The sequence below is a fragment of the Rhodococcus sp. 15-649-2-2 genome, from assembly GCF_002258645.1.
Classification (GTDB): domain Bacteria; phylum Actinomycetota; class Actinomycetes; order Mycobacteriales; family Mycobacteriaceae; genus Rhodococcoides.
On sequence record NZ_NPFM01000010.1, the window covers coordinates 107,434 to 129,414 of the forward strand.

General features: G+C 63.7%; 27 protein-coding genes. 11 read left to right on the plus strand and 16 right to left on the minus strand.

Features of this window, described 5'->3' with window-relative positions; genetic code table 11:
• Window positions 1-51 precede the first annotated feature (51 nt).
• The 4 genes from CH305_RS04775 to CH305_RS04785 all read right to left on the minus strand — a co-directional run bounded on the left by CH305_RS04775 (window position 52) and on the right by CH305_RS04785 (window position 3,842).
• On the minus strand, window positions 52-1,161 hold the full coding sequence (locus tag CH305_RS04775; RefSeq protein WP_094702939.1) for a GGDEF domain-containing protein: 1,110 nt from the start codon (window positions 1,159-1,161) through the stop codon (window positions 52-54).
• 97 nt (window positions 1,162-1,258) lie between these two features.
• Window positions 1,259-1,477, minus strand: a complete 219-nt coding sequence (locus CH305_RS04780) for a hypothetical protein (protein WP_032376460.1) — start codon at window positions 1,475-1,477, stop codon at window positions 1,259-1,261.
• Between the two features lie 394 nt (window positions 1,478-1,871).
• Entirely contained in the window at window positions 1,872-2,003 is a 132-nt protein-coding gene (locus CH305_RS29405) for a hypothetical protein (protein ID WP_256983538.1), read from the minus strand.
• 12 nt (window positions 2,004-2,015) lie between these two features.
• Entirely contained in the window at window positions 2,016-3,842 is a 1,827-nt protein-coding gene (locus tag CH305_RS04785; RefSeq protein ID WP_094702940.1) for a DUF4012 domain-containing protein, read from the minus strand.
• A 459-nt stretch (window positions 3,843-4,301) separates the two neighbouring features.
• Here CH305_RS04785 and CH305_RS04790 point away from each other — a divergent pair, with 459 nt between their 5' ends.
• The 5 genes from CH305_RS04790 to CH305_RS04810 are packed head-to-tail and all read left to right on the plus strand — an operon-like array spanning window position 4,302 to window position 7,713.
• Window positions 4,302-5,525 (plus strand): alkane 1-monooxygenase, encoded by a 1,224-nt coding sequence (locus CH305_RS04790; protein WP_032405487.1) that lies wholly within the window; start codon window positions 4,302-4,304, stop codon window positions 5,523-5,525.
• The gene (locus CH305_RS04795; protein WP_032405486.1) at window positions 5,525-5,689 is read left to right on the plus strand and encodes a rubredoxin; all 165 of its coding nucleotides are present in this window, start codon (window positions 5,525-5,527) and stop codon (window positions 5,687-5,689) included. Before CH305_RS04790 ends, CH305_RS04795 begins: the two co-directional genes overlap by 1 nt.
• On the plus strand, window positions 5,686-5,859 hold the full coding sequence (locus CH305_RS04800; RefSeq protein ID WP_027495558.1) for a rubredoxin: 174 nt from the start codon (window positions 5,686-5,688) through the stop codon (window positions 5,857-5,859). Before CH305_RS04795 ends, CH305_RS04800 begins: the two co-directional genes overlap by 4 nt.
• Window positions 5,856-7,070: an NAD(P)/FAD-dependent oxidoreductase gene (locus tag CH305_RS04805; RefSeq protein WP_094702941.1), complete on the plus strand. Its 1,215-nt coding sequence runs from the start codon at window positions 5,856-5,858 to the stop codon at window positions 7,068-7,070. The genes CH305_RS04800 and CH305_RS04805 overlap by 4 nt, the downstream gene beginning before the upstream one ends.
• Window positions 7,071-7,080: 10 nt before the next feature.
• Window positions 7,081-7,713, plus strand: coding sequence for a TetR/AcrR family transcriptional regulator (locus CH305_RS04810; RefSeq protein ID WP_094702989.1), 633 nt, complete (start codon window positions 7,081-7,083; stop codon window positions 7,711-7,713).
• Window positions 7,714-7,717: 4 nt separating this feature from the next.
• Here CH305_RS04810 and CH305_RS04815 read toward each other — a convergent pair whose 3' ends face one another.
• The 4 genes from CH305_RS04815 to CH305_RS04830 form a co-directional block, all read right to left on the minus strand.
• Window positions 7,718-8,617: a dioxygenase gene (locus CH305_RS04815; protein ID WP_094702942.1), complete on the minus strand. Its 900-nt coding sequence runs from the start codon at window positions 8,615-8,617 to the stop codon at window positions 7,718-7,720.
• An 8-nt stretch (window positions 8,618-8,625) separates the two neighbouring features.
• Complete coding sequence (locus CH305_RS04820; RefSeq protein WP_094702943.1) at window positions 8,626-9,702, minus strand: maleylacetate reductase; 1,077 nt, start codon at window positions 9,700-9,702, stop codon at window positions 8,626-8,628.
• Window positions 9,699-11,486, minus strand: coding sequence for an FAD-dependent monooxygenase (locus tag CH305_RS04825; RefSeq protein WP_094702944.1), 1,788 nt, complete (start codon window positions 11,484-11,486; stop codon window positions 9,699-9,701). The genes CH305_RS04820 and CH305_RS04825 overlap by 4 nt, the downstream gene beginning before the upstream one ends.
• A 132-nt stretch (window positions 11,487-11,618) precedes the next feature.
• Window positions 11,619-12,563, minus strand: coding sequence for a helix-turn-helix domain-containing protein (locus CH305_RS04830; RefSeq protein ID WP_094702945.1), 945 nt, complete (start codon window positions 12,561-12,563; stop codon window positions 11,619-11,621).
• On the opposite strand from CH305_RS04830, the gene CH305_RS28940 reads away from it, so the two are divergent.
• The 3 genes from CH305_RS28940 to CH305_RS29280 all read left to right on the plus strand — a co-directional run bounded on the left by CH305_RS28940 (window position 12,562) and on the right by CH305_RS29280 (window position 14,905).
• Entirely contained in the window at window positions 12,562-12,711 is a 150-nt protein-coding gene (locus tag CH305_RS28940) for a hypothetical protein (RefSeq protein WP_179278185.1), read from the plus strand. The genes CH305_RS04830 and CH305_RS28940 overlap by 2 nt on opposite strands.
• Before the next feature lie 95 nt (window positions 12,712-12,806).
• A complete protein-coding gene (locus CH305_RS04835; RefSeq protein WP_094702946.1) occupies window positions 12,807-14,270 on the plus strand; it encodes a PLP-dependent aminotransferase family protein in 1,464 nt (487 codons plus the stop codon).
• On the plus strand, window positions 14,270-14,905 hold the full coding sequence (locus tag CH305_RS29280; protein ID WP_218828569.1) for an N-acetyltransferase: 636 nt from the start codon (window positions 14,270-14,272) through the stop codon (window positions 14,903-14,905). The genes CH305_RS04835 and CH305_RS29280 overlap by 1 nt, the downstream gene beginning before the upstream one ends.
• 38 nt (window positions 14,906-14,943) lie before the next feature.
• Here CH305_RS29280 and CH305_RS04845 read toward each other — a convergent pair whose 3' ends face one another.
• The 6 genes from CH305_RS04845 to CH305_RS04870 form a co-directional block, all read right to left on the minus strand.
• Window positions 14,944-15,744, minus strand: coding sequence for an ABC transporter permease (locus CH305_RS04845; RefSeq protein ID WP_094702947.1), 801 nt, complete (start codon window positions 15,742-15,744; stop codon window positions 14,944-14,946).
• Window positions 15,741-16,682 (minus strand): ATP-binding cassette domain-containing protein, encoded by a 942-nt coding sequence (locus tag CH305_RS04850; protein ID WP_094702948.1) that lies wholly within the window; start codon window positions 16,680-16,682, stop codon window positions 15,741-15,743. The genes CH305_RS04845 and CH305_RS04850 overlap by 4 nt, the downstream gene beginning before the upstream one ends.
• Window positions 16,683-16,698: 16 nt before the next feature.
• Window positions 16,699-17,550, minus strand: a complete 852-nt coding sequence (locus CH305_RS04855; RefSeq protein WP_094702991.1) for a DUF4097 family beta strand repeat-containing protein — start codon at window positions 17,548-17,550, stop codon at window positions 16,699-16,701.
• Window positions 17,551-17,627: 77 nt separating this feature from the next.
• Window positions 17,628-18,116 (minus strand): hypothetical protein, encoded by a 489-nt coding sequence (locus tag CH305_RS04860; RefSeq protein WP_032376149.1) that lies wholly within the window; start codon window positions 18,114-18,116, stop codon window positions 17,628-17,630.
• Between the two features lie 103 nt (window positions 18,117-18,219).
• On the minus strand, window positions 18,220-18,669 hold the full coding sequence (locus tag CH305_RS04865) for a YdeI/OmpD-associated family protein (protein ID WP_032405480.1): 450 nt from the start codon (window positions 18,667-18,669) through the stop codon (window positions 18,220-18,222).
• A 112-nt stretch (window positions 18,670-18,781) separates the two neighbouring features.
• Window positions 18,782-19,249 carry an SRPBCC family protein gene (locus CH305_RS04870; protein WP_032405479.1) on the minus strand — a complete coding sequence of 156 codons (468 nt, stop codon included), beginning with the start codon at window positions 19,247-19,249 and terminating at the stop codon, window positions 18,782-18,784.
• Between the two features lie 99 nt (window positions 19,250-19,348).
• On the opposite strand from CH305_RS04870, the gene CH305_RS04875 reads away from it, so the two are divergent.
• Both CH305_RS04875 and CH305_RS04880 read left to right on the plus strand, forming a co-directional pair.
• Window positions 19,349-19,957, plus strand: coding sequence for a ClpP family protease (locus CH305_RS04875; protein WP_094702949.1), 609 nt, complete (start codon window positions 19,349-19,351; stop codon window positions 19,955-19,957).
• Complete coding sequence (locus CH305_RS04880; protein WP_032405477.1) at window positions 19,954-20,580, plus strand: ClpP family protease; 627 nt, start codon at window positions 19,954-19,956, stop codon at window positions 20,578-20,580. Before CH305_RS04875 ends, CH305_RS04880 begins: the two co-directional genes overlap by 4 nt.
• Here the strand turns inward: CH305_RS04880 and CH305_RS04885 are convergent.
• Both CH305_RS04885 and CH305_RS04890 read right to left on the minus strand, forming a co-directional pair.
• Window positions 20,538-20,840, minus strand: coding sequence for a helix-turn-helix transcriptional regulator (locus CH305_RS04885; protein WP_032376144.1), 303 nt, complete (start codon window positions 20,838-20,840; stop codon window positions 20,538-20,540). The genes CH305_RS04880 and CH305_RS04885 overlap by 43 nt on opposite strands.
• A gap of 45 nt (window positions 20,841-20,885) precedes the next feature.
• Complete coding sequence (locus CH305_RS04890; RefSeq protein WP_256983539.1) at window positions 20,886-21,299, minus strand: protein-tyrosine phosphatase family protein; 414 nt, start codon at window positions 21,297-21,299, stop codon at window positions 20,886-20,888.
• Between the two features lie 115 nt (window positions 21,300-21,414).
• Here CH305_RS04890 and CH305_RS04895 point away from each other — a divergent pair, with 115 nt between their 5' ends.
• Window positions 21,415-21,888 (plus strand): hypothetical protein, encoded by a 474-nt coding sequence (locus tag CH305_RS04895; protein ID WP_094702951.1) that lies wholly within the window; start codon window positions 21,415-21,417, stop codon window positions 21,886-21,888.
• Window positions 21,889-21,981 lie beyond the last annotated feature (93 nt).

A 21,981-nucleotide genomic window follows, 5' to 3' on the forward strand; every position in this document is an offset into this window, starting at 1 on the left:
GCAGACACTCGCGGCGTCGACCGGATCCGGATTCGGAATCGGTCGACGCCGTCACTGCCGTTCGTCCACGGCTCCACTCGGCAGTGAATGGTCCACGTACAGCGCGACGCGATCGCCGCCCAACCTTTTCGCCTGGTACATCGCCTGATCGGCACGGCTCAGCAGATCGTTGATGTCGGCCTCGATGTCCCGCGCCTCGACAACCGCCTCCGCGACGCCCAACGAAGCGGTCAGCGGAGATCGATCCGTCTTGTCACACAGTCGGATTCGCAGTAATTCGGATCGTTCGATCACCGAATCGCGGTCGTCCACGCAAACGACCGCGAACTCTTCGCCGCCGAGTCGAACGGTGATCGCAGGCGCGGGGAAAGCCTCGAGAATTCGAGTCGCGGTCGTTCGTATGACGGAATCACCGTGCTCGTGCCCGTACCTGTCGTTGACTGCTTTGAAATTGTCGATGTCGATCACCACTGCGGTGACCGAAGCGTCCGAACCGGATCGAAACTCCAGATTTCCGATCGCCGCATCGAATCCCCGCCGGTTCCGCATTCCGGTCAAGGGGTCGTAGAACGCGCCGGTGGCGTCGCGGCGCAGCAGCATGAGGAGCGGGTGGCAGATCAGAGGTGCCGAGAACATCACCAGGATCAGCATGATCAGGTAGAGGTTGGTCTGCAGACGCTGCTCCCGGCCGTCCACCAGGGCAGAGACGTAGAGTGCGGCCGTGGTCACCAGCGCGAACACGTGATGTGCGGTGAACAGTTTCGGGCCGTGAAATCCCACGACGTAGCTGCCCATGACGGTGAACAAAGCCGCCATGGGCAGAATCTCCGACGGCCCGTCCACGCTGAGCAGAACCGCGGCGAGCACGATATCGGCGTACAGCACGAATGCGATCGACATCTGCCATTTCGGCCAGCCGCCGATCAACCAGGCCGAACCCACCGGAAATGTCGTGATGACGGTGAACCACAAGGCCCAGCGACCGAGAGTGCCGTCTCCGAGCCCCGGAATGGTCAGGGCGATCGCCGCGGCAGTGCCGTACAGCCAGCAGAAGATCCCGATGAGAACCCTGGTGATGGACAATCCACGTTGCGACCGCGCGTACGCGACGTTCCACCCGTAGTCGACCGGGAGCGACCACCATTGGCGAAGACTGTTCACTGTGAAGAGCGGCTTTCCTCGTATCCGGACCTGGATCGACAAGTCAACCACAGACGAAACCACCCGGTCTGCGAAGTCGTGACTTCCCGACGTAGGGCTAACCGCGCATACCGTCGGCCAACTCGAGCACCCTGCCCGCGTACGTGACCACAAACGCGTCGAGCGCTTGCTGGGACAGTTCGGGGCACCCGGCTCTCCGGAAGAAGTGCTCGAGATCCACCAGCCGATCCCCCAGTCCGACGCGCCGATGATCCAACGCCTCGAGCTCGATCACCACCGCCTCGAGTTCCTTCGCTTTGCGCATTACGTCGTCCATCGGATCACCGTCCACTTCACGGGAGCTGTGCACAGATTGGGCGGCGGAGCCGGGCTTCCCTCCCAGCCCCGCCGACCGCAACACTACGCTTTATCGAACACGTGTGCGAGTCGATTCGCGGCGGCGGTTTGTACCACTCATCCTGTGCACAATCCGAGAAGGTGGCCTACAGTCTGTGACATGCTCCAGATGAGGGGTCCGAACGGGGTTCGACCGCCAGGCTCGACACATCCAATCCACGTGGCGCTCTTAGCAATCCTCACGATTGCTGTGGTCGTTCTGGTCATCCTGGCAATCCATGAGGGCCGCCTCTGATCGCGGATCTCGTTGTCCGTTATCGACGCCTATCGGCGGGATCCCGCGTCCGACGGACGATCCTGAACCTCCCGGTCCGTCACTCCGGCGTCATCACCACTCGCGCGCCCGGGTCCGCAGCGAGCACCGCCGTTCGCAGCGTGCGCAGATAGGCGAGGTAGACCGGGTATCCGCGCAGTTGTCGCGGGCCGATGGGCCCCACCGTTCCCATGCCACGTTGCGATCACGAGCAGTCAGGGAAATCCACTTCTGTCGGTACCGGAACCGATTGCGGCTGAACCGGTGCCGAGGCCTCGCCGTCGACGTTCGGTTCGACGAGGTTGTACTCGATGGTCTCGGTCCTACCCGGTTCGATGACGACCGGAACGTAGAACACCGGGTGGCCGCGTTCGGCGGCGGTCAGCAGGAACAGGGGCGTGCCGTTGATCGTCGCGTTCGTCAACGTTGCACCCTGAGTTGCGTACAGCGCTACCACCGATCGATTGGTTCCCGGCGGCCCGTCGTATCGAGTCGAATCGTTCTGTCTGCCTGCGATATACGTGGTGTAGTCCTGCAGGGGCGCATTGTTGGTGAGCTCTGCGACCACATGGGTGGTCCGCGTCGCGCCGTCACAGGTCTGCGCGGAGTAGGTGACCTTGCGCTGTAAGTAGTAGTCGAGCTTGCCGCCCGCACCGTTGTTCACCACCAGTGCGGCGTACGGGTCGGGGCTGTCCGGTACTTCGTGGCCGATCTTGGTGGGACCCAGAATCGATTGCAGTGCCGCGTCGGCGCTCCATACGGCGATGTGGCCTTCGCTGGCCGCTTTTCCGAGTGCTTCGAGAATTGCGCGCGGCGACGCGATGTTGCCCTGCATCTTCGCGACGACCCTGGCGGCGATGTCCTGGAGGTACGCCTTGCGTGCGGAGTTGTCGTTCTCGAAGCGGAAGTAGGCGTCGGACTGCGTGACTCGTACGACGTTGGATCCATCGATCACTTCACCGTCGCTCATCGTGATCGGACCGACGACGTCGAGGATGTACCCGAGCGCAACCGGGTCGGTTGCCAGCGCCCCGTCGACACGCTCCCCGGTCTCCTGCTCCCACATCGACTGCCAGATCTGCCCGGCGTACGGGAAATGCGGGCTGACGTTGCTGTTCTGCCAATTCTGTGTCGGTTGGAAGCGAGTCTCGTAGGCATCGAAGAAGTCCGGACCGAGATCGATCGGGTCGTAGGGAATCCGGAGCTCGGCATTGCTGGCGAGCGAATCGACCGTCACCGTGCCGTCGACGGCACGCACGATCCCGAATCCGCCGATCAGTCCGCCGGTCCCTCGGGATTCCGACAGTGTCTGAAAAGCCATGAAGTAACTGCGCGGGCCGTCCGCCCCGAGCATCGCCGGAAGCACCTCGGCCGCGATGTCGGTGTTCGCCAACAGAGAGTTCAGCTCGTGCGTTCGATCCTGCAGCCGAGTCCGAGCGTCGGAGATCTGCGCGATGAACGTCGGTTCCCCGATCGCCTGCGACTGCGCATCGAGCTCGGCGGCCGCGGCGGCGGCCCGAGACAGCGCCGGCGAGGCGTCGCGCAGAGCACCGATGTCGATGGCCCCGTCGGGTCCGCGCAGCTGACTCGGGTCGAGAGCGGTGCCCACCGCGACCGCCGGCGTCAGCACGTCGACTGTCAGACCGTGCACGACGTCGGCAATCCGAGAAACGACGTCCAGCGGTTGCCCCACATACGGAATTGCCGCAGCAGCAGTCCAGATCAGCGAGTCGGTGGCGTCCTTCGCGCGGGTCGAGGTCCGCACCGCATCGTCGACGGAGTCCTCGGCCTTGCTCGTATCTCCTGCCAGCAGTGCAGTTTTCGCTGCTTGGGCGTATTCGTTGGTCTGGTTCAAGTTGGTGTACGCGGCGTTGACTGTGTATGCCAACCACGCACCGAGGCCGAGAGCGACGACGACCAGCAGGCCGAAGCCCCCGAGGATGCGTCGATTCGTCTTCTTGGGCCGTCGGTGCCTGCTGCGACCGCGAGAGTTACGGCTGTCACCGTGCGGGTCATCGTTGTCATTGCTCATGGCGCGGTGGCGGTCTCCCTGTCTCGCGGCCAAGAGTACAAACGAGTCCCCCTCACCGCGACTCGACTCTCGGGCAGGCTGCGCCGGTATCGCACCGGCGCAGCCCCCGTCGTCAGGAACCGAGGAATGCGCTCACTGCAGTGCTGCCGCTCTCGGCGCTTCCGCTGCCGATGAGCCCGAGGATGACGTCGACGATGATCTTGGCGATGAATGCGTCCATAGCTACTCCTGTTGTGAAGTACCCCCGACGGGATACAGACGGACCTACGAATGTCACGGCCGACTGTTACCGGCCACAACGAATCGGAAGGTAGCAGCTGGATCTGACCGAAAAGTGTCGCTGTGGGCGTGGCCACACCCACATCGGCAGTTTGTACAAATTTCGAGATTTGTCCATCAGGCTGACAAATTCGGTGTATTGTCCAATCCATAGTGATCGGACTTACACGAGGAGTAACGATGACCGCATCGAACATCGACGATCAGGCACAGACGCCGGTCGACGAGTGGCACGACCGCAAGCGACATCTCTGGCTGATGGGCCTGATTCCGCCCACGGCGGTGTTCCTGGCCACCGGTCTGGTGTGGGCCTTCAACCAGCTCGGCTGGAATGCGGTGGCCCCGGTCTGGTGGTGGATCGGCGCGCTGCTCGTCTATGGATTGCTCCCGATTCTCGACCGCTTCTTCGGTCCCGACGGCGACAATCCACCCGACGAGGTGATGAAGGCGCTCGAGGAAGACAAGTACTACCGATACTGCACCTATGCCTACATTCCGTTCCAGCTCGCGAGCCTGGTGTTCGCCTGCTACCTCTGGTCCACCGACAACCTCTCGTGGCTCGGCATCGACGGCGGATTGGGTCTCGTCTCGAAGATCGGCCTGGCCATCAGCATCGGCGTCATGGGCGGTGTGGGCATCAACACCGCTCACGAACTCGGCCACAAGAAGGACGAGCTCGAGCGCTGGCTGTCGAAAATCACTCTGGCACAGACGTTCTACGGCCACTTCTACATCGAACACAATCGCGGCCACCATGTTCGCGTCGCCACTCCCGAGGATCCGGCGAGCTCGAAGTTCGGTGAGAGTTTCTGGGCCTTCCTCCCCCGTAGCGTGTGGGGAAGTCTGCGGTCGTCCTGGGAGCTCGAGAAGACTCGCATGGAGCGTCTGGGCAAGAGCACGTGGAGTATTCACAACGATGTGCTCAACGCATGGCTGATGTCCGTCGTCCTCTACGCCGTTCTCGTTGCCGTGTTCGGTCCGATCGTGCTGCCGTTCTTGGTCATTCAGGCAATCTATGGCTTCTCACTGCTGGAGACGGTCAACTACCTCGAACACTATGGCTTGCAGCGTCAGAAGAAGGACAACGGCCGTTACGAACGATGCACCCCCGAGCACAGCTGGAACTCCGATCACATCGTGACCAACATCTTTCTGTATCACCTTCAGCGACACAGTGATCACCACGCCAACCCCACTCGGCGCTACCAGACGCTGCGAAGCATGGACGGAGCACCCAACTTGCCGAGCGGTTACGCGAGCATGATCTCTCTGGCCTATTTCCCGCCCGTCTGGCGCAAGGTGATGGACCACCGCGTTCTCGATCACTACGACGGCGACATCACTCGCGTCAACATCCAGCCGTCCAAGCGGGAGAAGATCCTCGCTGCCTACGGAGCGAAGTGATGGCTGCCTTCGAGTGCCCGGTGTGCGAGTTCGTGTACGACGAGTCCAACGGCGCACCGCGCGAGGGCTTTCCGGCCGGCACCGCATGGTCCGAGGTACCGGACGACTGGCCGTGCCCCGACTGTGGTGTCCGCGAGAAAATCGACTTCAGGAGTAAGGCATGAAGCTCTACCGCTGCGTTCAGTGTGGATTCGAGTACGACGAAGAACTGGGCTGGCCCGAGGACGGCATCGAGCCAGGCACGCGCTGGGACGATATTCCCGACGACTGGTCGTGCCCCGATTGTGGCGCTGCCAAGGCCGATTTCGAGATGGTCGAGGTCGAACGCGGGTGAATACTCGGCAACCCGGCCGCGTCGTGATCGTCGGCACCGGTGCCACCGGGTACACCGCCGCCAAAGTGCTACGAGCCGAGGGCTTCACCGGGTCCGTCACGCTGATCGGCAACGAGCAGGAGGCTACCTATCGTCGTCCGGCGGTCTCCAAGGAGCTGCTGCTGGGTACCAAATCGGTCGATCAGGTTCAGCTGGGTGCAGCCATCGACGGTGTCGACGTTCGCACCGGCGTCACTGCTACCGCGGTCAGCGATTCGGCCGTGCAACTGGACGACGGCGATCAGGTCCCGTACGACGCCCTGCTGCTGGCAACGGGTTCTCGTGCACGGCAACTCGATCGGTTGGGTTCGGGTCACGTGTTCACGCTCCGCAGCGCCGCCGACGTCGCCCCGCTGCACGCCGACATTCTCCGAACAGGATCACTGCTGGTGATCGGTGGCGGCCTGATCGGGTGCGAGGCGGCGGCAGCGGCCCGGTCACTCGGTGCCGAGGTCACGGTGTTGGAGGCAGCCTCGACTCCGCTGAGCCGGATCGCACCGGCCGAGATCTCGCAGATGTATCGAGACCTACACGGCGACAACGGCATAACGATTCACACCGACGTCTCCGTGACCGAGCTGGAAAAGCTGCCCGACGGCACGCTCCGTGCCACCGCTCAGGACGGACGCTCATGGTCTGCCGGCACAGTTCTGGTGTCCGTCGGCTCGGTCGCCAACATCGAGCTCGGAGCGGATATGGGCCTCGAGACCGCGTCGGGAATCCTGGTGGATGCGGAGATGAGAACATCGGCGGCCGGCATCTACGCGGCGGGTGACGTCGCCGAGGTGCCCAACACCATCCTCGGCGGCTCCTATCGGAGTGAGCACTGGAACGGGGCCGTCGATCAAGCGACCCGGGCCGCCCGGTCCATCCTCGGTCTCGACGTCGGCGATCTCGACGTTCCGTGGGGGTGGTCCACTCAGCACGGAGTCAACCTGCAGTTCGCGGGGTGGACCAGCGCCGACGACGAGTACGTCGTGGTTCGCGGCTCCATCGAGGACCGCCGCTTCACCGCCTGTGCGCTGCGCGGCGATACGCTCGTCGGAGCTATCGGAGTGGGGTATCCCAAGGACATCCGGCAGATCAGATCCCTCATCTCGAGCGGAGACCGCGTCGATCGGGATCTCCTCGGAGAGGATTGGCTGGATCAGCCGCATGCGGTCGTTCGATAGAGTCGTGTTCATGCCCGCAGCCGAACAGACGTCGACCCCCGGTCGATACCGTGAAGCCGCGTCGACCCTTGCCCGCGATACCGCACTCGACGCGCTGCGCGAGTTGTTGCACGAGCGCAACTGGCGCAACGTGACGATGAGTCACATCGCCAAGGCTGCCGGCCTGAGCAGACAGAGCCTGTACAACGAATTCGGTTCACGACGCGGTGTCGCACAGGGGTACGCCATCAGATTGACGGACATTTTCGTCGACCTGTGCGAAACCGCTCTGTACGAGCATCCCGACGATGCCGGCGCTGCCCTGCGACAGGGTTTCTCGTCGTTCTTCCAGCTGAGTGCACTGGATCCTCTCGTGCGATCACTGCACGGTGGCGACGCCCCCGAGGATCTGCTCCGCCTGATCACCACCGACAGTGCCGTACTGATCGAGCGCGCGGGAGACCGACTCGCGAACACCTTCCAACGCGGATGGGTCGGTGCGAGCCCACGGCAGGCAGACGTCATCAGCAGGGCGATCGTGCGTCTGGCATTGAGCTACATCCCCGAGCCCCCGCACGATATTGCGGCTGCTGCAAATGATTTCGCGCTGCTGCTGACTCCGTTCGTCGACTCGATCACTGCCGGTCGGTCGGTCGAACACTGACGCGTCAGGACTCGCCGACAGGTGCGAGCACGATGTCGAAGTCGGCTCTGGCCCAGGTCTTGTCGCCGACGTCGCGACCGTCGGGAGTCGGTGTTCCCGACGGCTGCTCGACGAAGTCCTTGATCAGGGACTCCTTCACTCCGAACACGGTGTCGCTGCCCAGCAGTTCGTCGCCGCTGACGAAGATGTGCGTCACCAACGTGCGCATCCCCGGTGCCGTCACCATGAAGTGCAGGTGCGACGCCCGCATCGGCGAGCGACCGGTCGCAGCCAGCATTCGTCCGACCGGCCCGTCGTGGGGAATCGGATACGGAGTCGGAGTCAGCGCCCAGAATCGGTAGTGCCCGTCGTCGTCGCTGTAGAGATGCGCTCGACCGCCGACGCGCGCATCGTCGTACTGAACGTCGTAGAACCCGTCCTCGTCGGCTTCCCAGATTTCGATGCGTGCACCGGGAATCGGTGAGCCGTCGGTGTCGCGTACGGTTCCCTCGACCCAGCACGGTTGTCCTGCAGCACCTCCCGATGCATCACCACCGTTCTCGATACGCGGTGCGTCGTCGACGAAGAACGGGCCGAACACGGTCGCTTCGGTCGCGTCCTCGTAGGCGGGGTTGTTCACGTTGATCGTCTGCATCGATGCGCCGAGGACGTCGGAGAGCAAGATGAATTCCTGTCGGCGGTCGTCGGTGATGTGTCCGACCTCGGTCAGAAATCCGATGGCGTTGTTCCACTCCGCTTCGGTCAGTCGCACGTCGCGAATGAATCCGTGCAGATGCTGCACCAACGAGGTCATCACTTGCTTCAACCGGGGGTCGGTGCAGTCGTCGAACGAGCGAAGTACGTTCTCCACCAACCGCTCTTCGACGGCATCCTGTGCTTGTCCGGTCATGGTCTGCTCGGTCATGGTCTCTCTCACTGTCCGATGTCGGTCGGCTGGTCGCCGGCCCACGCTGCTCGCAGAATGGCTGTGGCGGCCTCACGGGTGACGGGCCGCGGGTTTCCGTACGATCTGCTCGTCACGTCGTCGGCGATTCGGTCGATGTCTTTCTCCTTCATACCCAATTCGGCCAGAGAGCGTGGCGCTCCGAGTCCGCGACACAGGTCCCACAACCGGGTTGCCGGGTCCCCGGAACCGGGAAGAGCACGCGAGAGCGCCGACACTGCACTGGGTGCAGCCGACTGATTGAAGGCCAACACGTGCGGCAACACCACCGTGTGGGTCGGAGCGTGCGGCAGGTTCAAGGTGCCGCCGAGCGAATGACACAGCTTGTGGTGCAACGACATCGTGGTGGCACCGAGAGTGGCGCCGCACAACCAGGCACCGTAGAGCGCGTCGCTGCGCGCCTGCGAATTGAGGTGATCGGCCACGATCGCCGGGAGCGCCGACGCGAGCGCGCGCACCCCGTCCTCGGCCATCAGTGCAACGATCGGGCTGATGTCGGGTGCATACAGCGCTTCGACGGCGTGCGCCACGGCGTTGATTCCACTCGTGACGGAGATGTCGACCGGAAGGCCGCTCGTCAGCTCGGGGTCGTAGAGGACGCTGCGTGGCAGCACCCTGATGTCGCGACCGGTTTCCTTGCGCCCGTCGGTCGTCAGACCCCACACCGGGGTCATCTCCGATCCGGCGTACGTGGTGGGAACGGCCACGATCGGCAGCCCGTGCACGAGGGCGATGGCCTTGCCGAGGCCGATCGAGGAGCCGCCGCCGACGGTGATGCAGCCGTCGGCCCCGAGGGAAAGGGCTTCGGCGCTGGATCTTTTCGCCACCTCCGACGGCACGTGCATGACGGCGTCGGCCCGCACGCCCACACATCGGTCTCCGAGCATCGAGGCAATACGTTCTGCTGTGCCCTTCTGGCTCGGCGAGCAGAGAACGAGGACGCGCCGCAGGCCGAGATGATCGAGCTCGTCGGCCAGAGCCGACAGCGAGCCCGCGCCGAATCGCACCCGCATCGGGTTCGCCTCGTAGGCGAAGTCGTAGGTCATCGCGACAGGACCGCCGTCAATGCCTGCCGCAGGGCGTCCTCGGGGTCTGCCGCGAGTTCGTGTGCACGCCAGCAGATGTGCTTGTCGGGCCGGACCAACAATGCACCGCTCTCGGTCACCTCACGGAGCCGAGACCAGTCGAAGTACAGGTCGGTGACATCGCGTCCGGGCCCGATGACGACGACCTCGACGGCCACACCCAGTTCGTGACCGATCTTGTCCGCCGCCGACTCCCAATCCGATCCGGCCACTCCCGTGATGAGCGTGAATCGGTCGTAGGGCGCGAGATCCATCATCGCGAACTTGTGCATGTTGTCGCCCACCCAGGCGTGAGGCAGGTGCGATCCCGGCACGGTCGAGACCTGGTAGTACAGGTCCGGGTCTCGTACCGCCTCGGGCAGAATCCCGTCGGGCACAACGGCCGAGGACGTGTAGAACTGGCCCAATTCGACTCCGTGGGCGTTGAACTCGTAGTTCTTGATCTCCATCGCCTTCACCAGCGCGGCCCGCTTCGCCGCGCCCGCAGGCGTGTTGGCCTTGCGCTCTTCGATGCGTTCGACCATCTCCTCCTCGGTCTTGGCGTCGGTGACCCCGAGGGCGTGGAACAGGTCTGCGAACTCACGACCGGAGCGGTTGGCACGCTTGACGATTCGCTCGGCCACCGGGGCACGCTCGGCGGTATAGGTATCGAGCAACGCTTCGCCTGCCTGACCCTTCAGCACCGCGGCGATCTTCCACGCGAGATTGTAGGAGTCCTGGATCGAGGTGTTCGAGCCGAGCCCGTTGCTCGGCGGATGTCGGTGGATGGCGTCGCCCGCGCAGAACACCCGCCCCTTCTGCAGATGCGTGGCGTACATTTCGTTGTTGCCCCACAACGATGTTCCGGTGATCTCGACGTCGAGGTCCGGCATGCCCAGCAGGCTCCGAACGATCTCGATGGCGGCCGCCTCGTTCACCACCGGCGGTGGCTGCGCGATGTCGAATCCCCAGACCACGAGCCACTCGTTCCACGGCCGGACCATGCGAACCAACCCGGCACCGATACCGCCGACGTTGGATCCGGGCTGAATCACCCAGTACAGCACCGACGGTCGGTGTCCGACGTACTCGGCGATGTCGGCCTTGAAGGTGATGTTCATCGACCCGGCGATGTCCATCGCGCCCTCGAGCGGAAGGTCGATGTCCGCGGCCACCTTGGAACGCGCCCCGTCCGCGCCGATCAGGTACTTGGCACGGATCGTGTAGCGGTGTCCGGTGAGTCGATCGACCACCGAGACGCTGACCCCGTCGGCGTCCTGGACGTGCGAGAGGTACTCGGTGGAGAACTGGGCCTGGGTTCCCCGCATCGTCGCGTTCTTCACCAGGATGGGCTCGAGGTACGTCTGGGGAATGTCGACGGTCAGGCACGGCGAGGCGAGCTGGTAGTCCGCTTCGCGGTCGGCCCCGGTACCCCACGTGCGGATGCGGCCGATCTCCTCGCCCGCGATCGAGGTGCAGAACACGGTGTCTCCGACGAGCCCGTGCTCGGTGGCGTCGGCCAGCACCTGGTCTGCGATACCGACGTCGCGGAAGACCTCCATGGTGCGCTGGTTGGTGATGTGAGCGCGTGGAGTGTTGGCCGTCCAGCGGTACTTGGTGATCATGATGTTGGGGATTCCGAGAGTGGACAGCAGCAGTGCTGCGGATCCACCGGCCGGCCCCGAGCCGACGATGAGAACGTCGGTCTCGACCACCGAGGAATCGGGCAGCTCTGTGGCCTTCTGGCCGTCGTCGAACACCGGCATGGAACACACCCTTCGTTGCGCCCGACTCTCGTCTCGGGCTCTGCAATCGAGTGTCCTGCATCACTCTGCGGTGTTGTCCTCAATCGTGCCGAGCTCGGCGCAAACCGACACACATGGCCGATTTCGTGAGTGTCACCCCGCCGATCGCATGATCACCGCGTCGCGTCGGACATCGGTTGCACGGTGGCCGAATCTGGCCACGAACGATTTCGAGAAGTATGTGGCGGACGAGAACCCGCACGATCGAGCGATGTCGGCAGTGGTCACCGACGCATCGAGGGGTGCGGTGAGCAGCGCGTGGGCACGTGCGAGCCGCCGCTCGAGGATGTACTTGGGCACGCTGATTCCGTCGTCGGCAAACACCCGCGACAGGTGCCGGGCACTGATCCCTACCGCGCGTGCCACCTGTGCGGCAGACAGCGATGCGTCGGGCAGGCGTTGCTCGATGAACGAACGCGCCGCAGCTCGATGCGCCGAGTTCAGGTTCGCGCGGGCACCGGTGGTCAGCACCGAGACGAGTTCGAGGATCGCGTGCTCGTCCGGTGGAGCCGCGTCGCGACCGGTTGCTCGTCCCACTTGCCGAGCGAGCGCCGCCGCGTACACATTGCCGCTCGGGGAGAAGTCGAACATCGTGGGCCCCACGAGAGACGCCGCACCCGAAACGTCCGCGAACAGCGAGCGGGGCATCTTCACCACCAGCTCCTCCAGGCCGTTGGAGAAGCCCCGCATGAAGGCTGTGTCGGCGTCGAGCAACAACCCTTGACCCGGGCCGACAGCACGAATGCCGTCCTCCGAGTAGAAGAATGCATCTCCCACGAGGCTGAAGTACAGCATGACGGAGTCCGACGGGTGTTGCCGAATCAACTCCGCGTCTCGTTCCACCACGTGCGAAGTTCCGACGACGCGCGCCAGGTCCATCGATTCGAGCCGAAGGTTCGTTCCGGTGGCTTCGAGCTGCTTCACCTCCAGCATGCGGCAGCGCAGCCCGATCAGAACGTCCGCATTGTGCCCCTCCCAGCGTTCGATCCGTTCCTCGAGCGGCAGATCGAGGGTTGAGAATTCGACGGGAGCAGGCATGGATTCGATTGTCCTCCGCGACTCCGGATTGCGTCTGCGATCCGTGGACAACTACATCAGTCTGCCTGCACCCGACTGCGCGGAGGCCCCGTGGGGGCACTTCTCCCACCGTCGCGCAATGCGACCACAGTCCACCCTGCTCCGATGATGGATAGGGCCACAACAGCTCCAATTGCGATCATGAGACAACAATGGACTGGTTTTATGCCAAATATTGCAGTCCAGTGTGCAAGAGTGGCCTGTATGGATCCTTTCGACGCAACGGCGATCTCGGCCCCGGAGTTGGCAGCACGGATCGGCCCGTCGACGCTGCGGAACAGATCCGGCGGTCCGCTCTACCTCGAGATCGCCGACGAGTTACGGCGGTTGATCGAGAACGGCGAGGTATCGGCTCAGACGCGGTTGCCCGCCGAGCGGGCGCTGTCGATCAGTCTCGATGTCAGTCGGGTCACGGTCGCGTCGGCCTACAAGCATCTTCGTGACGGCGGGTGGATCAGTGCCCAACGCGGGTCGGGCACCTACGTTTCGCCTACCGGTTCGCTGCCGTCGTGGGGTTCGCTCGCCGGCGATCGGGAGACTGCAAACCTGGAGTTCGTCAACGCGTCCCCCTCTGCGTCGCCCATGCTGTCCGATGCGTACGGCGTTGCGGCGGAGAAGATTCGAGATCGTTTCACCTTGGGCGGCTATGCTCCGTCCGGTCTGTTCGAGCTCCGCGAATCCATTGCCGCGTACTACCGAGGGCGGGGGGTCGCGACCACCGCCGACAACATTCTCGTCACCTCCGGTGCCACCGACGCCATTCATGCGGTGCTGGCAACGTTCACAGAGCCCGGTGCCCGAGTGTTGGTCGAGCATCCGACGTATCCGGGTGTCGTCGAGCTCGTTCATTCGCTCGGCGGCCGATGCATCCCGGTATCCATCGACCCGGATGACACCGACGAATTCGTGGCATCAGCAGATCGGGCCGCTCGACAGAGCGCCCCCACGCTGGCGTACGTCATGCCCGACTTCTCCAATCCATCCGGTGCGCGACTCCCCCTCCGCACCCGCCGGCAGCTGTCCGCCACCATGCACCGCCACGCAATACTGACCATCGTCGACGAGGTAGCAGCGGACCTGTCCCTCGACGGGTCACCCGACATCGAACCTTTCGGGGCGGCAACCCCGGATGTTGCGACGGTGACGATCGGGTCGACGAGCAAGACGGTGTGGGGAGGGCTGCGAGTCGGCTGGGTTCGAGCCGAAGCAGGCCTGTTGGCGAGAATCGCCGCAACCTATGCGCGACGCCAACTTTCGGTGTCCGTCATCGATCAGCTGGCTGCGGTCGAGTTGATGGGCAAGTACGACGAGGTTCGTCGGGTGCGCGCGGAGGCATCGAGAGTTGCTCGTGACCACACCGTCGCGTTGATGCGTGATCATCTGCCGGACTGGCACTTTCGAGTACCGGACGGAGGCTTGGCGTTGTGGTGTTCCCTTCCCGACGGCATCCGATCGAGTGCACTCGTAGCCGAAGCCCACTCTCACGGTGTGCTGCTGGCACCCGGACTGCGATTCGGAACCGGATACGCCTTCGACGATCATCAGCGCATTCCGTTCACTCGCTCACTTCCCGACATCACCTCGGCTGTAGGCATTATCGCTGGCCTGTCCTCGGGGATCGGCCCGGCGGCGGCCATCGCGTCGAGCACGCCTGCTGCGGTGGTCTGATGAGGCAGCTGGATTACGTCGAGGGCTGGGTCCACGGTTGGGCCCACTCGCGAGTCACATCGGCACCCGTCGAAATCGAGGGCGGCTGGGTGATCGAGACCGGTACGACGCGAGAGTCTCGTCGATACGTCTTGCACACACCGACCGCCGAGCTGGTCGAATCGATTGTCGAGAGATCACAACCGTGGAATGCCTGCATCAAGTACGCGGGTGGACCAGCATTGGAATCACGGTTTTCGACAGGATGGGTCAGGACCGATCCTGCGTGGTTCATGCTGCGGGGGATCGCTGAGGCCCCCACGGTGCCGGCACCCGACGGCTATGACGTGCGAACCGTTCAGGCGTCGGATACGTTGCTGACGACGGAGATTCGTACCACTGCAGGAGAGTTGGCTGCGCGCGGGCAGATCGGCTTGGGTCAAGTGTTCGTTGTGCCGGATCAGATTGTGACCGAAGATTCACATCGCCGCCGTGGCCTGGGCTCGATCGTGATGAATCACCTCGAGCAGGGTGCACTTCGAGCCGGCAGATCGCGTGCAGTTCTCGGTGCTACGTCGGACGGACGAGCGCTCTACACCAGACTAGGTTGGACAACCGCTGCGGAATTGACCGGCTACTACCATCGACCCGGGTAGCGGAGGCTACGACCACTGGCCTCAGGGTGCAGTAGGTCTCAGCACACCGACTTCTTCTCGTAGATTGCCATCGACCAGACGTATCCCGTAGCTGCGATCACCGCGCACCAGGCAAGTGCCAGTGGCAGATTCGTGCCCAGTGGCTCCCCCGACAGCAGTCCGCGCAGGGTTTCGACGAACGACGTGAACGGTTGGTAGTCGGCGAACCATCGCAGCCCCGATGGCATCGTGTCGGTCGGAACGAACCCACTTCCCAGAAACGGCAACAGCAGCAACAGCATCGGTAGGTTGCTCGCGGTCTCCACCGACTTCGACGCCATACCCATCGCCACCGCGAGCCAACTAATCGCGAAGGCGATGAGCAGCACCATTCCCAGAATCGAGAACCATTGCAGAGGATTGGCATTCGGTCGAAAGCCGACGGCAATTCCCACTGCCAGCACAACCACCACTCCGAGAACGGCTTGCACCGTGTTGCCGAGAACGTGGCCCGCGAGAACCGCTGCACGCGAGATCGCCATCGTTCGGAAGCGCGCGGTGATGCCTTCCGTCATGTCCATGGCAACGGTGGTCGCCGTTCCACCGGCGGTACCGGCAATCGTCATGGCGAGGATGCCCGGCATCACGTACGGCAGATATGCAGACCGTCCGGCGTCTGGGTCCACACCGGGCAAACCTGCGCCCAGGGTTCCTCCGAATACGAAGACGAACAACATCAGGAACACCACTGGCGCGCCGATGACGAACATCGTCAAGCCCGGATATCGCCGAATGTGCAGAAGACTGCGGCGGAGCATGGTGATCGAGTCACTCATCGCGAATGTCGTTGCAGCTGTCATGATTCGACCTTGCTGTCGGTCCGGCCGGTCAATGCCATGAACACGTCATCGAGGTCCGGAGTGTGGATACTGAGGTCGTCGGCCGCAACGCCCGCCGCATCCAGCCGACTCAACACGGCCTGCAGGGTGCGGACGCTTCCGTCGGTCGGTACCGACAGCGCCAGACCGTCGGCGTCGACGACCGCATCGCCGAATGCGCGGGTTGCGTCGTCGAGCGTCATGATGTCGGCGAAGCGCAATCGAATGTGGCCGCCAGGTATGCGACGTTTCAGTTCGTCCGGGGTACCGTCGGCGACGATCCGGCCGCCGTCGAGAACTGCGACACGATCTGCGAGTTCGTCTGCCTCGTCGAGATATTGGGTGGTGAGCAGCACGGTGGTGCCGTCGGCGACGAGGGATCGCACGATATCCCACATGGTGCGTCGGCTGCGGGGGTCGAGGCCGGTGGTCGGCTCGTCGAGGAAGATGACGCGCGGTGGGGCGACGAGGGTCATGGCAAGATCGAGCCGTCGCCGCATGCCACCCGAGTACGTGGACAACGGCTTTCGAGCGGCCTCGACCAGATCGAACTGCTCGAGCAGGTCTGCGACGCGCGGCTTGGATCGCTTCGGTCCCAGATGCCGGAGTCTCGCCATCAGCATCAGGTTTTCCTCGCCGGTCAAGAGGTTGTCGACCGCCGAGAACTGACCGGTGAGACCGATCGCTGCACGAACGCCGTCAGGATTGCCGACGACGTCGCAGCCCGCGACTGTTGCCGTACCACCATCCGGCCCAACGAGGGTGGACAGGATATGGACGGTTGTGGTCTTGCCTGCCCCGTTGGACCCGAGCAGAGCGGTGACGGTGCCGGCGTCGACGGTGAGGTCGACACCGTCGAGTACACGTTTGTCGCCGTAGGACTTTCGCAGACCACGGGCGTGAATTGCGGGTGTTTCCATGTCCGATCCTTGCCTGTCAACTGTGCTGTGCATGCCGGACGGCAATGTCGCCGTATCGCGTTCGAGCGCGAATCGACACGCTCCCTTCTGTCTCGTCGGGTGCGCTTTCGGGCGTGAGTTCGTTGCGAACGTGTCCGTCTTTCGACGACAGATCGAGCCACGCGGGCACACCGCGCCGCACACCGACGGTGACCTGGCCGTATCCGCTCTCGACTTGGATTGCGCCACCGGTTACTTCGTGGAGAGTGATACTGCCGTACGCGGTCTTCGCGCTCACTCCGCCGAGCGACTTCTCGACATCGAGATCGCCGTAGGAGAGCTTGGCATCGAGTTCGGTGCCAGATTCCCGCACCATGATCGAGCCGTGCGACGCCTTGAGCACTGCATCACCGACGACCGTTCCGAGTCGAATCTGGCCGTGGTCGGCAGTGATGTCGATATCGCCCTGTGCCGTACCCACTGTCGCGTTACCGTGCCCAGCGCGCACCCACAGGTCCTCTGCCGAATCCACTTCCACCGAGCCCATCGAACTCTTGATGCGCACGGCACCGAGATCGCCCACGGTGCGTAGGCTGCCGACTGCAACCTCCGCAGTGAGTCGAGATCCCTGCGGTAGCTCGACTTTCACCTCGACGGACTCAGTCGGACCGAAGAAGCTGATGCGGGCCTTGGGACCGATGACGGTGAGGCGCTCGCCGTCGAAGTCGACCTTGGTGTTCTCGGCCCCCTTACGATCGACGGCTTTGGACGGGTTGGTGGGAGTGACGGTCACGACGGTGTCGGCACGTTCTGTCGCAACGACGTCGATGCTCCCGACCTGCAGATCGATGGCCAGGTCGATCGGCGTCGGAGTAGCGAATTCGGGCATGGCGATGCCTCCTATGGGCATGGTTGTGACACTCTGCTCGGCGCAGAGTTACTGAAAAGCTTTGTTGGAGCGGACGATCAGCGCGCCCAGCCGGCAAAGTTGTCCCCGGTACGAACCGTTCGTTGCGCGGCACGGCGCTGTTTGGGTTGAAGAGCGGTGGCGACGGCTCGCACCAACCAGGTGTTCACCGACATACCGTCCGACGCCGCGGCCTCGTCCACTCGCGATTTGAGCGCGTCCGGCAGTCGAAGAGTGGTGCGGGATGTGCTCGTGTCGTCGAGTTCGATGCTGGGAGGGGTTTGTTCGTCGTCTTCCGGTTCCGAGACAGGCGCCGCCACGACGAATTCGATCTCACGTCCACGGAGCCTGATGTCCACGGAACCAGGGGCAAGGTCGCGGTTGATGTCTCCTACCGCGGCCGACAGCACGTCGAGCATCACCAGACGCGTCGCCGCATCCATGCCGTCGACGAGTCGTTCAGCAGCAGCACGAGTGTTCTCGTCCCCGGTTGCTGCCGACTCGACCAACCGACGTTGGAGGTCGTTGACGTACTGCCCAAGTTCCATGCATCAAGAGTGACACCACAATGGTGTCACGTCAAGCCCTAGTGGTGTCACGCTGAGTTCGCACCGCTGCCTGTGGCGCTCTCCCGGCAGGCAGCAGGTCGCTTCAGGGCCGAAGGGATTGGACGATTGCCGTGATACGCCGCTCGCGGGTGTCGTCGCGTTTCGCGTCGGCGACGGAGCGGGCGTGTTCTTTTCGCGTCGACGGTGCGAGCGCATCGAACGCTGCTCGGACGGCGGGATCCGCGTCCAGAGCTGTCGCCAGCGCCGGCGGTACCTCGATCACCTGCGGCTGGTCGTCCAATTCGATCGTCACGTCGACGGTGTCGCCGGCTTCCACGCCGAGTGTGGCGCGAACGCTCTTGTTGAGTCCGAGCAGATTCTCGCCGCCCATGCGTCCGATGCGACCGCGCACCGTCCGACCACCGATCGTGAACCGAACCGGCGGAGTCTTGGTGGAACCGAGCGACGCGACTTGTTCGTCACTGAGCACTATTGCTGCTGCAGGGCCCCGTGATTCGAGGACCGTGGACACCCGCAGAACCGTTGCTGCCATGCGGACAGGCTATCCGTCGGTGGTGCTCTCAGTGTCCACAATTCGCGTCGAAAGGCGGGATTCCGTCATAGGCCTCGAATAGTGGACAGTCAGCGCACCCGACCGGCAGCAATCAGGCCTCGGCTTCCACGATTCGCTTGATTGCCGCCAGGGTGCGCGGGATGCCGTCCAGTGCCGCTCGGCTTCGAGTGTCGATTTCCTGCTGCGCGTCGTCGCCGAACTTGCGGTGAAAGTGGGCGATGCCGCCAGGCAGGAAGTTCCAGTTCTCCGTCAGGCGTGTGCCACCGTCCACCGACTCGAGGGTGTAACCCCAACGGACGAAGTTGTCGCCCACCACCCAGGCGAATTCGCGGCCGGGTTCGGCTGCAGCCACTGTCGAGACCGTTTCCCATGTGCGACCCGGCACCACGTTGCGGCCGGTGAACGTAGATCCGACGCCACCGCCATCGGATTCGTTCCACCAGCACTCCTGGCAGATCGGACTCCATTCACCCGTACGGGTGACGTCGGAGACAACGGCGTACACGTCGTCGACCGACGCAGCGACGGCGATGGATTCGGAGAACTCGAGTGCAGTCATCTCACCATTGTCCCTCGGCGGCCGACGCAGCTGAGAGCAGAGTCGCTGCCCACAGCAGAACAACTGGTGTGCAAGCGAATTCGGATTCACACTCGACTCATGAGCGAATCGCCTCGAATGTTCCCGCCCGAACTCCGCAACCAACTCCTACGGCACCGAGTCCTGGTGCTCGACGGCCCCCTCGACGACGACAACGGCACCGTCCTCACCACTCATCTGCTGACGTTGGCCGCCGAGAATTCCTCGGCCGACATCGCCCTGTGGATTCATTCTCCAGGCGGATCGGTTCCCGCAATGCTTGCCATCCGCGATGTGATGCGCCTCGTCCCGTGCGACGTCTCGACCCTCGCGCTCGGATTGGCCTGCAGCGCTGGTCAATTCCTGCTGTCGTCGGGCACGCGAGGAAAGCGGTACGCCCTGCCGCATTCACGGATTCTGATGCATCAGGGCTCGGCGGGCATCGGAGGGTCGGCCGTCGAAGTGGAGGTGCAGGCCAACGATCTGCGTCATACCCGAGATACGGTGCTCGGCCTGATCGCCGACGACACGGGACAAACACGTGAGCAGATCTTCGACGACTCTCTGCACGATCGCTGGTTCACTGCTGAGGCTGCCCGTGATTACGGGTTCGTCGATGCGATCGTCGACTCGTTCGATCAGGTCATGCCTGCGCGACGGGTGTCCTTCGGAATGGAGCTGGCACGATGAGCACGTACACGATTCCCAATGTGATCACGCGAGATTCGCGCGGAGAACGCGTCGTCGACGTCTATTCGCATTTGCTCAGTGAGCGCATCGTCTACCTCGGAACCGGAATCGATGCAGGTGTTGCGAACGCGATGATCGCGCAACTTCTGCACTTGGAGGCCGACTCCCCCGATCAGGAGATTTCGATGTACATCAACTGCGAGGGCGGTGACACGGCCGCCATGCTGGCCGTCTACGACACCATGCAGTTCATCGGATCACCGGTTGCCACAACGTGTGTGGGCCAAGCCGTTGCAGCTGGTGCAGTGCTACTCGCTGCCGGGGCACCGGGGCGACGCTCTGCGCTGACCCACAGTCGGGTCGTGTTGCACCAACCTGCGGCGCAGGGACGCGGCACCATTCCCGACCTGATTCTGGCGGCAGACGAGGTGGTCCGAGTCCGGGCCGAGATGGAATCGATCCTCGCGAAACACACGGGACGCGACGTCGAGAGGCTTCGCCATGACACCGACCGCGATCTGGTGTTGACGGCCTCGGCCGCCCGCGAGTACGGCGTCGTCGACCAGGTTCTCGAGGGGCGTCAAGCAGCCATCAACGTCGCATCTCCTCGCGACAGGTCGTGATGCGCTAGGCGTGAGATGTCCGCCATCGATGTGCCCAACGCACCGACGACGGCCGCAAGGATTTCGCTCGACGGGTCCTTGCGGCCACGTTCGACCTCCGACAAGTACTGCGGCGCAATGCCTGCGCGGGCAGCGGTCTCGGCCAGAGTGTCGCCGCGGGCGTGCCTGCGCTCGCGTAACCTCCGGCCGACCACTTCACGCCACAACGGTTCCACTGCGCGCGCTGCTCGGCGCTCATCGATTCGTATGACCTCGCCCATGATCGGAGCCTAGGCCTCGTTTCCATGAGGTGTCGGGGATTCTGCTCAGAGCAGAGAACCCGGTTTCACGAACGTCTTCGCAAAGCGCTTCTGCCAGGGCGTTTCCATGGCCCGTTGCGAGTAGTGTCGCCGGACGTAGTCGACGGCTGCACTGCCGGGCACACCGTCGAGTGCAACAAGACACGCCAGTGCTGTGCCAGTTCTCCCCGTCCCACCGGTGCAGGCGATCTCGACCCTCTCGGTTGCGCAGCGTCGCAATGCTTCTCGCAGTACAACACCGAGCTCCGTCGAGTCGGACGGGAGCCAGAAGTCGGGCCAACGAACCCATCGGCTGTCCCAGTCGAATCCGCCGGGATCCCTGCCCTGCAGGTAGACCCCGAGATCCGGCCGTGGGCCGCCGGGCATCGGATCGCGCAAGGCGCGTCCACGAACGAGATTGCCCGACGGCAACTGGAGCACGCCCGGACTACGCGCATCCCACACTCAGCTCGTCCTCTCGCAGCATCCAAGTTCCTCACATACTGCATTGCTCGGCCTCGAAGGGGAAGGAATAGCGCAGGGGCATACTCGGACGATGCACCCATTCCTCGAGCACCGTGAGCGTGTGTTGACCGGTAGCTGGACCCCACTGGACGGAGCCCGAGTCACATCGTCGACCTTGCCCGAACCGTGGCTGAGTGCGTTGGAACGACTCGGCCATGACCTGCAGGTGCGTCAACACGGTTTGCGCATCGAGCACATCGAATGGGCAGCCATGTACGACCCCGATGGGGGTGCGGTGTGGCTCGAGAGTGCCGTCACCGTGGAGGGGAGCGATCCAGGTGGCCTCGGCGGCAATGGTTACGGTGCGCAGGTCGACGCCAACGTCGACGAGGCGCTGGTGTCCATGGCAGATTTGGTTCAACTGCAAGTGGCCGAAGAGCACACCGCCTGGCCGTGGGGTGACGAGGGCGGCTTCATGAGTCCTAGCCTCCTCGATGGTGTCGCGGTGTGGATCGACCGAACTGGAAGTTCGACACCGATCGGCACACTCGCAGAACCGCACTAGCTGTCCGGGTATCGGCCTACCCGGAGGCCACTGACCTCAGCGTCCACTATTCGGCTCCGGAAGCGAATTGCCGTCGCTGGATGCGAATTGTGG